Raw genomic sequence first — 12,456 nt, 5'->3', positions numbered from 1 at the left:
ATCCCCCTTCGCCGGCACCGTCGCCCGCCTCGTCGCCCAACCCGGCGACACCATCGCCGTCGGCGCCCCCATCGCCTACCTGCTGTCGGAGTCGGACGACCTGATGGCCGGCCTCTTCGACGACCCGCCCCCCAGCAGCAACGGCACCGGCGGCCCGAACGGGTCGGCCGCCGAACCGGCCGTCCCCGGCTCGGACGTCCCGGCGGATCTGCCGGCCGAGCCGGTCGGGGCGGCCGCGTCGAATGGTCGTGGTCTGCTCGACGCCACCCCGGTCTCACGGCGCGGGCCCATCCCGACCGTGCCCCTGGCCCGGCGACGCGCGGCCGAGCTGCGGGTCAAGCTGGAGACCGTCACCGCCACCCGGGCGGACGGGGTCATCACCGTCGAGGACGTCGAGAACGCCGCGCGGGCAACGGCTGCCGCACCAGCCCCCGTCACCGCCCCGGCCCCGGTCGTTCCGGTCCCCGCGCCGGCGCCCCCGGCTCCGGTCCGGGCGGCCGCTCCCCCCGCTCCCCCCGCGCCCGCCGCTCACCCCGTGCCTGCCGCTCCCACCGGCACCGACAGCAACGGCGCGGTCGACCCCGGCTTCGCCGATGCGCTGGCCGCGCGGCGCCGATCCATCCGGTCGGCCGTGGCCCGGACCATGACCTCGAGCGCCGCGGTCCCCCAGTTCACCGTGTTCGCCGAACTGGACCTCGACAACGCCGCCCGCGCCCGCGGACGCATCGGCTGGACCACGCTGCTGCTGCGAGCCCTGTCGCGTGCGCTGCGCGACAACCCGCACGTCAACGCCGGCTGGGACGAGCAGGCCGGCGCCCCCGCCGCCCCGCACACCAACGTCGGCGTCGCCCTGGCCGTGGATTCCGCGGTCGGGCTGCTGGCCCCGGTCGTCCGCGACCCCGACCTGCTCCCCATCGACGAACAGGACCAGCTGGTCCGGGCCACCATCAACCGGGCCCGCACGGGAGCGCTCACCGGAGCGGACATCAAGGGCGGCACCACCACCCTGTCCAACCTGGGCGGATTCGGGGTGCCGTACTTCACCAGCCTGCTCACCCCACCCCAAGCCACCGCCCTGTCCATCGGCGCCATCACCGAACGACCCGTCGTCCACCGCGGCGGTCTGACCGTGCGGCTCGGCGCCACCGTCGGCCTGACCCTCGACCACCGACCCGTCGACGGGGCCGACGGCGCCAAGGTTCTCGCCGAGATCGGTGAGCTGTTCCGCAACCCCGACCGACTGCTCGACTGACAAACCCACCCGAGCGGTGCACCGACGGCCGATGACGGCTGCCGGTGCACCGCTCGTTGTTCGCTGCGCCCTCTGGCGGTTCCCCGCACCGTCATGACGGTGCTGGGTACGGCCGGCGCATCGGCTGCGTCCGCGGTCTTGTGGTGGCCCAGGTCACCGTGATAAACAACTCTCACGTTTGTGAATCCACTGCACATTCGTGAACCCCCCGCCTTCTGGCCGGTGGTCGCCACAGCACAGCGCCGGCCATCGACTGCCCTTCACGGCTCAGAACCGTTGCAGTACCTGGCTTTTCCCCCACGCGGTCTCGACCTGCCTGGGAATTCGTCAACGTCGACCATTCGGAACGGACACCATCATGGAAGCTGTCTCCAGCTACCTCACCGATCTGGGAGCAGCCGTCGTCCTGCCCTTCCTGATCGCCATCTTCGGGATCGTGCTGGGTCAGAAGGCCGCCCGGGCAACCCGGTCGGGCCTGCTTATCGGCATCGGTTTCGTGGGGATCAACCTCGTCATCGGGCTGCTCGGCACGTCGGTGAGCCCCGTCGCGACGGCGCTGGCCGAGCGGTTCAACCTCGACCTGTCGGTCGTCGACCTCGGCTGGCCCGCCAGCGCGGCGATCGCCTTCGGCTCGACGGTCGGCGCCGCGGTCATCCCGGTCTGCCTGCTGCTGAACGTCGTGCTGCTGCTCACCGGCCTGACCCGGACGTTCAACATCGATCTGTGGAACTACTGGCACTTCGCGCTGTCCGGCGCGCTGGTCGCCGGTCTGACCGACAACTTCTGGCTCGGCATCATCACCGCCTGCGCCGCCATGGTCATCACGCTGGCGCTGGCCGACTGGTCCGCGCCGTTCGTCCAGAAGTACTACGGCTACCCGGACATCTCGTTCCCGCACGGCACCTCGGCCGTCTATGCGCTGTTCGCCATGCCGATGAACGCGGCCTTCGACCGGATCCCCGGCGTGCGCAACCTCAAGGCCGACCCGGACACCATCCAGAAGCGCTTCGGCATCTTCGGTGAGTCGATCTTCCTCGGCCTGTTCATCGGTATCGCCCTGGGTATCGCCGGTTACGGCTTCGACGACCCGCGCGCCGACTCCATCGCGATCCTCAAGCTCGGTATCGCCGTCGCCGCCGTCATGCTGCTGCTGCCCCGCATGGTCGCCATCCTGATGGAGGGCCTGATCCCGGTCTCGGAGTCCGCGCAGGCGTTCGTGGCCAAGCGCTTCCCCGGTCGCAAGATGTACATCGGCCTGGACGCCGCGATCGCCGTCGGCTCCCCGGCCGTCATCGCCACGTCACTGCTGCTCATCCCGCTGACCCTGGTCATGGCCTTCCTGCTCGCCCCGCTCGGCAACAAGGTGCTGCCGCTGGTCGACCTCGCCACCATCCCGTTCATCGTCGCCATGATGGTCCCGGTGTTCCGCGGCAACATCTTCCGCTCCGTGATCGGCGGCATGATCGTCATCGGCGGTGGTCTGTTCATCGCCACCGGCCTGTCCGGCACGTTCACCGCGATCGCCACCGCCTCCGGCTTCACCCCGGAGGGCGGCGCCTCGCAGTTCTCGTCCCTGGTCGACGGGGCCAACCCGCTGACCGGTCTGCTGTACCTCGGCGGCAAGATCGGCACCTACGGCCCGCCTGTGCTGCTCGTCTTCGCCATCGGGTTCGCCCTGGTCATCCGCCGCGTCGTGCGTCGCCGGGACCTGGCCGAGCAGCAGGCCGCTGCGGTCACCGGGGTCAACGCCGAGTGAGCACCGCCCATACGGAAGCCGCGGGCGACATGCGTGTGCAACCGGCGCTCTGCCTGGTCCGCCCGCAAGCCACGACCTCCACGGAGCTGTTGACCCAGGTCGCCGCCCTGGCCGTCGAGGCCGGCTACGCGCACGACACCTTCGCGCAGGCCATCATCGACCGGGAGGTCGTCTTCCCGACGGGCCTGCCGACCCCCACCCCGATCGCGATTCCGCACACGGACGTCCAGCACGTGCGGCGACCGGCTCTGGCCGCCGCGCTGCTCGAGCCGGCGATCAGCTTCGGGGAGATGGGTGGCACGGGCGAGGCGACTGTCGCAGTCCGGCTGGTGATCGCTCTGCTGGTCACCGACCCGACCGCCCAGGTGCCTTTGCTCGGCCAGGTGCTGCAGGCCGCGCAGGCCGACGCCTGGCCCGATTGGGACGGCATCACCACCCCGGACGAGCTGGCCGCGGCAGTCAACCGAGCCATGGGCATCCTCGACGCCGGCGTCTGAGCGTCGACCAGCACACAGGGCCGCGGCGCACTGCCGGGGCCCCGCACCACCGGAGCATCCGACCACGACCTGACACAGGGAGAAACCATGGCAGCCAAGCGCATTCTCGTCATCTGCGGAACGGGCGTGGCCACGTCCACCGTCGTCGCCACCCGCATCAAGGAACACTGCGCCGCTCAGGGGATCGACGTCGCCGTGCGCCAGGGCAAGGTCATGGACATCGTGGGCGGCGGCGAGGTCGACGCCGACCTCATCGTGGCCACGACCGCCGTTCCGGCTTCGGTCACCACCCCGTCGGTGAACGGCCTGCCGTTCCTCACCGGGATGGGCGTCGACGCCACGCTGGCGACCATCGTGGCCAAGCTGCGCGACTGACCCGACCAGAGCCCGGGATCGGAGCACACCGCTCCGGTCCCGGGCTTCGTGCTATCCGGACCGGTTCCCACCGCGATGGAGTTCCAGGACCGCACGCGCAGCGGCCACGTCGCAGCAGAGCACGTCGATCAGTCCCCCGCGGATGGCCCCGAGCAACCCGGCCGCCTTCTGTGCCCCGGTGGCGATGCCGAACACGGTGGGGATGGCCCGCAGGTCCTCCAGCGTCACGCCGAGGACCCGGTCGTTCGCGGTGCCGTGGATGGGCCGGCCCTGCCAGTCGTAGAAGCGCGCGCAGATGGCGCCGGCCGGGTCGGCGGCGTCGAATGCAGCGCGCTGCGCGGCGGTCAGACCCATGTCGTCCACCAGGCCCCGGGTCGAGCCGGACACCGCGGAACCGACACCCACCAAAGCGATGTCGGCCCGCTTCACCGCCTCCAGGACGCCGCTGATGGACCGTTCGGCCATCAACGCGGCAACCCCCTCCGGGCGGTCGAGGACGACGGGCGCGTGCAGGTAGCGGTAGTGCGCACCGAGCCGGGCGGCGAGTTCGCGGACCAGCTCGTGACCGGTGGGCGAGGTGTCGAGATGCGAGAGGCCGCCGACCATCTGGACGATCTCGACGTCGTAGGACTGATCGGCGGTGACCTCCCAGACCATGTTCTGCAGGGTCTGCCCCCACGACACCGCGAGGGTCTGACCGTCGTGGATGCGGTCCATCAGCCAGGTCGCGCCGAGCTGCCCGACGGCCCGCCCGACCGCCGACGGCGGTACGCGGGCGACCAGGGCCTCGGACAGGCCCAGCTCCTCCGTGAGGGCGGTCTCCAATTTGACGTCGCGGCCGCTGGTGTCGACGATCCGTATTTGCACGACGCCACGTTCCTTGGCCGCGGTCAGCATGCGGGAGACGTTGGAGCGCGTGGTCTTCAGCGCATCGGCGACCTCCTGCTGGGAGAGCCCGTCGATGAAGTACAGCCGGGCCGCGCGGGCCAGTCTGTCCTCGTCACGGCCTGACGTCGCCATGTCCACCGCCTCTTCCGCCTTCGGCGTCCAAGCCTAGTGCGCGAAAGTCGACCGTCCCCGCAGCTCGCAGCGCCACCCATCCCGTGGCGGCGACCGCTCACGACGACGCCGGTGCGGCATGCTGTCCCGACCACCCGCCGGTACCGACCCCAAGGACGACGATGTTCGACACCCTGCTCGTGGCCAACCGCGGCGAGATCGCCCGCCGGGTCATCCGCACCGCGCGGCGGATGGGCCTACGCACCGTCGCCGTGCACTCCGACGTCGACGCGAACCTGCCCTTCGTCACGGAGGCCGACGTGGCCGTGGCGATCGGCGCGGCCGCCCCGGCGGAGTCGTACCGCAACGTCGAGGCCATCCTGCGGGCCGCCCGCGAGACCGGCGCGCAGGCCATCCATCCCGGCTACGGATTCCTGTCCGAGAACGCGGACTTCGCCCGGGCCGTCGTCGACGCCGGCCTGATCTGGGTGGGTCCGTCGGCCGACGTCATCGAGCAGATGGGCGACAAGATCAACGCGCGGAACCTGTTGCAGGACGCCGGTGTTCCCGTCGCAGCCGGCACCCGTGAGCCGGTGACCGATGCGGCGGCGGCCCGGTCCGCGGCCGACGGGATCGGATTCCCGGTGATGCTGAAGGCATCGGCCGGCGGCGGCGGGATGGGCATGAGCGTCGCCCACGGGCCGGACGAGGTGGCCGAGCAGTTCGAGCGGATCGCCGCCTTCGCCGAGCGCATGTTCGGCGACGCCTCCGTCCTGCTGGAGCGGTTCCTGCCGGTGGCCCGGCACGTCGAGGTGCAGATCCTCGGTTTACCCGCCGACGGCGATCGTCCGGCCCGGGTGGTCGCGCTGGGCGAACGGGACTGCTCGGTGCAGCGCCGCAACCAGAAGGTCGCCGAGGAGACCCCGTCGCCAGGAGTCGGACCCGACCTGCGGGCCCGGATGCTGGCCGCCGCCGTCCGCGCCGGGGAGGCCGTCGGGTATGTGGGCGCCGGCACCGTCGAATGTCTGGTGGACGAGGCCGCCCAGGACTTCGTGTTCTTGGAGATGAACACCCGCCTGCAGGTGGAGCACCCCATCACCGAGGCGGTCACCGGCCTCGACCTGGTCGAGCAGCAACTGCTGATCGCCGGCGGACAGCCGATCACCTTCGATCCGGATGGGGTGACGGTCTCCGGGCACGCCATCGAGCTGCGGATCAACGCCGAGGATCCGAAGCGCTTCCTGCCCGGGCCGGGGGCCGTCCGCCGCTGGGACGAGCCGTCCGGCGCCGGTGTGCGGGTCGACTCCGGGTACGCCGCCGGCACCACGGTCACGCCGTCCTACGACTCGCTGATGGCCAAGCTGATCGTGCACGGCGCCGACCGGGACGAGGCGCTCGGCCGCGCCCGGGAAGCGGTGGCCGGGTTCGCCATCGAGGGACCCAAGTGCAACCTGCCGTTCTTCGCCGAGCTGCTGGAGCACCCGGAGTTCGTCTCCGGTCACTACGACACCGGCATCGTCGGGCGGATGCGGGCCAGCGGCCGCTGACCGGCGCCGGTCGGTGCGGCAAGGCGGGACCTTCGACCCTGGGACGCGCCCGGGCGCTGACGTTGACTGAACGGGACGAACCAGCCAGCACCGCGCGAGGAGGCCCGCATGTCCGCCACCGATGTCGAGACAGACACCCCCACCACCACCCCCCGACGCGAGTCCGGACCGGACATGGGCGCCGATCACGCTGGCCTGCAGGTGCTCTCGTACGACGACTGCCTGCGCCACCTGCGCACCGCACGGGTCGGCCGGGTCGCGTTCGTCGCCGACGGCGAGCCGGTCATCCTGCCGGTCAACCACGGGATGGACGGCGACGCGGTGGTGTTCCGCAGCAGCCCCGGGTCCAAGCTGGACGCTGCCTCGGACGAGATGCCCGTCGCCTTCGAGGTCGACAACTTCGACGCCGACCGGCATTCCGGGTGGAGTGTCGTCGTCCGCGGCACCGCCCGGTTGGTCACCGATCGCAGCGAAACGCAGCGCCTGACCCGTCTCGGAGTGTGGCCGTGGGCGGAGTCGGTCGAACGCCGTCACTGGATCCGCATCCGACCCTTCGAGATCACCGGCCGTCAGATCCCGCCGCACGGCGACTGACGGGCCGGACCGGGGCCGGCGCCGCGGATCGGGCGGATCTGCGCTGTCGGCCAGGGCCGGTGGGTTGCCCCGGGGGAGGGCGATCCACCGGCCTGCCCGAACCGGTCAGGTGAGGTACCGGTAGGCCGCCGACCCGGGTGCGATCCGCTCGACCTCCATGGGCGCCGCGTCCATCCGCTCCAGCAGGGCGGGAAGCCCGTCCGCGGAACCGATCTCGATGCCGACCAGGGCCGGGCCGGTCTCCCGGTTGTTGCGTTTGACGTACTCGAAGAGCGTGATGTCGTCGTCCGGCCCGAGGACCTCGTCCAGGAACCGGCGCAGCGCCCCGGGCTCCTGCGGAAAGTCCACCAGGAAGTAGTGCTTCAAGCCCTCGTGGACCAGCGAGCGTTCGATGATCTCGCCATAGCGGGAGACGTCGTTGTTGCCACCGCTGACCACCAGCACGACGGTGGAACCCGGCTCGAGGCCCAGCTTGTCGACCACGGCGGACAGGGCGGTGACGGTGAGCGCCCCGGCCGGCTCGGCGATGATGCCCTCGTTCTGGTACAGCGCCAGCATCGCCGAGCAGACGGCCCCCTCATCGACGCTCACCACGTCGATGGCCGGTCCCCCGGCGACGACACCGTAGGTCACGGAACCGATCTGGCGGACCGCGGCGCCGTCGACGAACGGGTCCATCGTCTCGAGCGGGACGGGCCGGCCGGCGGCCAGCGCGGCCTGCAACGACGGGGCGCCGGCCGGTTCCACGCCGACGACCCGCACCCCGGGGGCCCGTTCCCGGAGATAGCTGAGCATCCCGGCGATCAGGCCACCACCGCCCACCGGCACGATCACCGCGTCGGGCCGGTACCCGAGCTGGTGCAGCACCTCACGGGCGACGGTCCCCTGCCCGGCGATCGTCCGGACGTCGTCGAACGGCAGCACGGGGACGGCGCCCGTGGTGCGGGCGTCGTCGTGGGCGGCCTGGGCCGCGTCGTCGTAGGTGTCACCGTGCAGGACCAGGGTCACCATCTCGCCGCCGTGGCTGCGGATGCGGTCCCGCTTCTGCCGCGGGGTGGTCTTCGGCAGGTAGACCCGCCCGGCGATCCCCAGGGCCCGGCAGGCCAGGGCGACACCCTGGGCGTGGTTGCCGGCACTCGCGCACACCACCCCCGCGGCCCGCTCGGCGGGCGTCAGCTGGGACATCAGGTTGTAGGCGCCCCGCACCTTGTAGGAGCGGACGACCTGCAGGTCCTCGCGCTTGAGCAGGACGGTGACGCCGGTGGCGGCCGAGAGCCGGGGGCACGGTTCCAGCGGCGTCATGGCCACCACGTCGCGGATGCGGTGGGCGGCGGCATCGATGTCGGCGGCCGTGACCCGCGCCGGGGCGATGGACCCGGCGGGGGTCGAGCGGGTGACGCCGCGGACGACGCGTCCGTCCCCGGCGTCGGCCGGTACCGCACCGACGACGGTGTCCACCGGGTCCGGCCCGGTGTGCAGGGGGGTGGGCTCGTCGGTCATCCTCCGATCCTGTCACCGGGACGGCGGTGGCAGCGATGATGCCCGCCAAGATCACCGTCGCGGTGACCGGGGCGCGACACGCATCACGTCCGGCTCGATCCGGGACGGCCCTGGGCGGCGGACCGCGGCGGTACGGTGACCCGAACCCCACTGCGTCACCGCCGCCCGGATCGTGCCGGATGCCGGTGGTCGCCGGCACCACGGAGGACGCCGTTGCTCGCCGCGATGCGCCAGGCCAAGATCCTCGACGAGGTGCGCCGGACCGGCGGCGTCCGCGTCGCCCACCTCGCCGCGCTGCTCGGCGTCTCCGACATGACGGTCCGCCGCGACCTCGACGCGCTGGACCGCAAGGGTCTGCTGTCCAAGGTGCACGGCGGGGCGACCGCGATGGAGACCACCAGCGCGCTGGAGCCGACGTTCGAGGTGGCCAGCCAACGCGAGGTATGGGAGAAGGAGGTGATCGCCGCCCACGCGGCCACCCTGGTCAAGCCGGGCATGGCCGTGGCGATCACCGCCGGTTCGACCACCTGGACGTTGGCCCGGCACCTCGGGGACATCCCGGACCTGACCATCGTGACCAACTCGCTGAAGGTCGCCGAGGCCCTGAACGACCGGCACCGACGGGACCTGACCGTGGTGCTGACCGGCGGCCTGCGCATCCCGTCGGACGGCCTGGTCGGCCCCATCGCGGTGCAGGCCATCCGCGCCCTGCACGTCGACATGGTGGTGATGGGTGTCGCGGGGATCGACGAGCGGGCCGGCCTGACCACCCCCAACCTGCTGGAGGCGGAGACGAACCGGGCGTTCGTGGAATCCGCGCGCCGGTTGGTCGTCCTGGCCGACCACACCAAGTGGGGTGCCGTGGGCCTGGCCCAGTTCGCGCCGCTGTCCGCCGTGCACACCCTGCTGACCGACGACCGACTGCCCGACGACGCCGCCGAGGTGCTGTCCGAGCAGGTCTCGGAGGTCATCATCATCCCGACCACCGGCGAGTCGGAACCCGGCGGCGCCGACGGCGCACCGACGACCGAGCGGGACGGCCGATCGGCATGAGCGGGACCTACGACATCGCCGCCTTCCGGGCCGGCTTCCCCGCCCTCGCCCAGGGCACCGCCCACTTCGACGGTCCGGGCGGCACGCAGACCCCGAGCGCGGTCGCGCGGGCCGTCGCCGATGCGCTGACCAGCCCGATCGCCAACCGCGGGCGGGTGACCGCCGCCGAGCGGACGGCCGACGGCATCGTGCTGGCCGCACGGGCGGCGATGGCCGATCTGCTCGGTGCCGACCCCAGCGGCATCGTCTTCGGGCGCAGCATGACCGCGTTGACGTTCGACCTGACCCGCACGCTCGCGGCCGGCTGGGGACCCGGCGACGAGATCGTCGTGACCCGGCTGGACCACGACGCCAACGTGCGTCCCTGGGTGCTCGCCGCGCAGCGGGCGGGCGCGACGGTGCGGTGGGCGCCGTTCGATCCGGCCACCGGAGAACTGGCCGTCGAGGACGTCACCGCCCTGCTGTCCGAACGGACCCGCTGGGTCGCGGTGACCGCGTCGTCGAACCTGCTGGGCACCCGTCCGGAGGTCCGCGCCATCGCCGATGCCGCGCACGCGGTCGGGGCCTTCTGCTTCGTCGACGGCGTGCACTTCACCGCGCACTGCCCGGTGGACGTGGGCGCGCTCGGCGCGGATGTCTACGCCTGCTCGCCCTACAAGTTCTTCGGCCCGCACTGCGGGGTGCTCAGCGCCGCCCCGGGGTGGTGGAAGCAGTGGTCACCGGACAAACTGCTGCCCTCGTCGAACGCGGTGCCGGAACGCTTCGAGCTCGGCACCCTGCCCTACGAGCTGCTGGCCGGTACCACCGCCGCCGTCGAGGTGATCGCCGGCCTGGCCGGGGAGGTCGCCGGTGACCGGCGCACCCGGATCGGCGCGGCGATGGCGGCCGTCGAGACTCACGAGAGCCGGTTGCACGCCCGCCTCGAGGCCGCGCTGGACGACATCCCCGGGATGACCCGACGGTCCCGGGCCCGGCGCCGCACCCCCACCACCCTGCTGACCTTCGCCGACCGCCCGGCGGAGGCCGCCTACGAGTTCCTGGCCGCCCGGGGCGTGAACGCGCCCGCCGGCTCGTTCTACGCGATCGAGGCGTCCCGGTGGCTCGGACTCGGCGACACCGGCGGCCTGCGAGTGGGTCTGGCGCCGTACACCGATGACGACGACGTCGACCGGTTGATCACCGGACTCCAGGAGTTCGCCGCGACCACCGCCTGACGCGTCCCACCCACCGCGCGGGCCACCGTCGTCCGGGGTTGGGTGGGGTCATGACGGACACCCCCGCCCCGGTCCTGTACAACGTCGTCCTCGACACCGCGGACGCTCGCCGGCTGGCCGAGTTTTACCGCGGTCTGCTCGGCTGGTCCTACCGCACCGGTGACGAGCCGCCGCCGACCGGCCAACCGGACCCCGAGGGGGCCGACTGGCTGGTGCTGCGTCCCCCGGCCGGCGGGGCCGGCCTGGCGTTCCAGCAGGTCGACGCGGTGCCCGAGGTCACCTGGCCGGACGGACCGGTGGCCCAGCAACTGCACCTGGATCTGACGGCGGGTGATTCCGCGGCCCTGCAGGAATTTCGGGCCCGCGCCGAACAGCTGGGCGCCCGTCTGCTGCAGGACCGATTCGACGATCCGCAGGAACCGCTGTACGTCTTCGCCGATCCCGACGGGCATCCGTTCTGCATCTTCGTGGGCTGACGACGGCTCGGCATCGGGGGCCCGCATCCCCCTCTTCAGCTGGGATCTGCCACGCGATAGTGGCCTAGAGTAGTCAGCTGACTACGCCATACGGTCGTCGTATGGCCGACCATCGCAGATCCACCATGCCCCCGCCGGGTCCCCTCCGCGGCTTCCGCCCCCGAGCCCGCGCCGCCGTCGGGACCCTCGCCGTCACCGTCCTGGTCGGGGCCGGTCTCACGATCGCCGGCGCCACCCCGGCCGCCGCCCACGGCTACGTCGCCGGAACCGTGGTCTCCCGCGCCGCCGCCAGCCAGAACGCCGACCGCGGCGCCGTCGCGAACGAACCGCAGAGCCTGGAGGCGCCCAAGGGCTTCCCCGCCGCCGGGCCCGCCGACGGCCGGCTCGCCTCGGCCGGTGGGCTCTTCGGGGGCGTACTCGACCAGCAGACCGCGACCCGCTGGTGGAAGAACCCCGTGGCGGCCGGCCCGCTCACGGTGACGTGGCAGTACACCGCCGCGCACCGCACCAGCCAGTGGCGGTACTACCTGACCAAGCCGGGGTGGAACCCGAACGCGCCGCTGACCCGGTCCGAGCTGGAGCTCATCGCCACGGTGCCGCACGACGGCAGCGCCGCGTCGATGAACCCGTCGCACACCATCACGATCCCCGCTGACCGCAGCGGTTACCAGATCCTCTACGCCGTCTGGGATGTCGCCGACACGGCCAACGCCTTCTACAACACCATCGATCTCGACGTGGGCGCAGCGGGCTCCAACCCCACGCCGGCGACCACCACGACACCGACGACGGCCGCCCCGACCAGCGAGCACCACCACAGCCACCCCGAGACGACCAGCAGTGCGCCATCCACGAGCAGCCCGGCGACGGCGCCGGCCACCACCGCGCCGGCCACGTCAGCACCGGTCACTTCCACGCCACCGGCCACGAGCACGCCGTCGACCACCGCACCGGCGACCACCGCACCGGCGACCACCACGACACCGACGACGGCCGCCCCGACTCCGACCACCGGGGCCCCGGCCGCGCCGGCGTGGAATCCGTTCGGTTCCTACCGCATCGGCGACCGGGTCAGCTTCGAGGGCCGCGTCTACGTGTGCCGGCAGAGCCACCGGGGCTGGGGCGACCCGTCGTGGATCACCGCGCTCGCCCTGTGGCTGCCGTCCGCGCCCTGATGGTCGTTCCACCGAGCC

At 72.3% G+C, this 12,456-nt stretch carries 12 protein-coding genes; 10 read left to right on the top strand and 2 right to left on the bottom strand.

Annotation, left to right across the window (positions count from 1 at the left end):
* From FDO65_RS22605 to FDO65_RS20190, 4 genes are all read left to right on the top strand, one after another.
* A partial coding sequence (locus FDO65_RS22605) for a 2-oxo acid dehydrogenase subunit E2 (RefSeq protein ID WP_137451512.1) occupies positions 1-1,252 on the top strand: 1,252 nt, incomplete at its 5' end.
* 358 nt (positions 1,253-1,610) lie between these two features.
* Complete coding sequence (locus tag FDO65_RS20200; protein WP_137451511.1) at positions 1,611-3,008, top strand: PTS galactitol transporter subunit IIC; 1,398 nt, start codon at positions 1,611-1,613, stop codon at positions 3,006-3,008.
* Positions 3,009-3,037: 29 nt separating this feature from the next.
* A complete protein-coding gene (locus tag FDO65_RS20195) occupies positions 3,038-3,505 on the top strand; it encodes a PTS sugar transporter subunit IIA (protein ID WP_137451510.1) in 468 nt (155 codons plus the stop codon).
* A gap of 87 nt (positions 3,506-3,592) precedes the next feature.
* On the top strand, positions 3,593-3,880 hold the full coding sequence (locus FDO65_RS20190) for a PTS sugar transporter subunit IIB (RefSeq protein ID WP_137451509.1): 288 nt from the start codon (positions 3,593-3,595) through the stop codon (positions 3,878-3,880).
* A gap of 51 nt (positions 3,881-3,931) precedes the next feature.
* On the opposite strand, the gene FDO65_RS20185 is transcribed toward FDO65_RS20190, so the two are convergent.
* Positions 3,932-4,900 carry a sugar-binding transcriptional regulator gene (locus FDO65_RS20185; protein ID WP_137451508.1) on the bottom strand — a complete coding sequence of 323 codons (969 nt, stop codon included), beginning with the start codon at positions 4,898-4,900 and terminating at the stop codon, positions 3,932-3,934.
* A 161-nt stretch (positions 4,901-5,061) separates the two neighbouring features.
* Here FDO65_RS20185 and FDO65_RS20180 point away from each other — a divergent pair, with 161 nt between their 5' ends.
* Together FDO65_RS20180 and FDO65_RS20175 are read left to right on the top strand one after the other, a co-directional pair.
* On the top strand, positions 5,062-6,426 hold the full coding sequence (locus FDO65_RS20180) for an acetyl-CoA carboxylase biotin carboxylase subunit (protein ID WP_137451507.1): 1,365 nt from the start codon (positions 5,062-5,064) through the stop codon (positions 6,424-6,426).
* Positions 6,427-6,534: 108 nt separating this feature from the next.
* Complete coding sequence (locus FDO65_RS20175) at positions 6,535-7,020, top strand: pyridoxamine 5'-phosphate oxidase family protein (protein WP_205850193.1); 486 nt, start codon at positions 6,535-6,537, stop codon at positions 7,018-7,020.
* Positions 7,021-7,125: 105 nt separating this feature from the next.
* Here the strand turns inward: FDO65_RS20175 and ilvA are convergent, their stop codons facing one another.
* Positions 7,126-8,520 carry a threonine ammonia-lyase IlvA gene (gene ilvA / locus FDO65_RS20170; protein ID WP_137451506.1) on the bottom strand — a complete coding sequence of 465 codons (1,395 nt, stop codon included), beginning with the start codon at positions 8,518-8,520 and terminating at the stop codon, positions 7,126-7,128.
* A gap of 213 nt (positions 8,521-8,733) precedes the next feature.
* Here ilvA and FDO65_RS20165 point away from each other — a divergent pair, with 213 nt between their 5' ends.
* The 4 genes from FDO65_RS20165 to FDO65_RS20150 all read left to right on the top strand — a co-directional run bounded on the left by FDO65_RS20165 (position 8,734) and on the right by FDO65_RS20150 (position 12,438).
* The gene (locus FDO65_RS20165) at positions 8,734-9,573 is read left to right on the top strand and encodes a DeoR/GlpR family DNA-binding transcription regulator (protein WP_137451505.1); all 840 of its coding nucleotides are present in this window, start codon (positions 8,734-8,736) and stop codon (positions 9,571-9,573) included.
* Entirely contained in the window at positions 9,570-10,787 is a 1,218-nt protein-coding gene (locus FDO65_RS20160) for a cysteine desulfurase-like protein (protein WP_137451504.1), read from the top strand. The genes FDO65_RS20165 and FDO65_RS20160 overlap by 4 nt, the downstream gene beginning before the upstream one ends.
* Positions 10,788-10,837: 50 nt before the next feature.
* Positions 10,838-11,263, top strand: coding sequence for a VOC family protein (locus FDO65_RS20155; protein WP_137451503.1), 426 nt, complete (start codon positions 10,838-10,840; stop codon positions 11,261-11,263).
* 101 nt (positions 11,264-11,364) lie between these two features.
* The gene (locus FDO65_RS20150; protein WP_205850192.1) at positions 11,365-12,438 is read left to right on the top strand and encodes a lytic polysaccharide monooxygenase; all 1,074 of its coding nucleotides are present in this window, start codon (positions 11,365-11,367) and stop codon (positions 12,436-12,438) included.
* The last annotated feature ends 18 nt before the right edge of the window (positions 12,439-12,456 follow it).

The sequence above is a fragment of the Nakamurella flava genome (assembly GCF_005298075.1).
Lineage (GTDB): Bacteria > Actinomycetota > Actinomycetes > Mycobacteriales > Nakamurellaceae > Nakamurella > Nakamurella flava.
The sequence above is the reverse complement of the archived record's forward strand: the minus strand, read 5'-3'. Positions and strand labels throughout refer to the sequence as shown.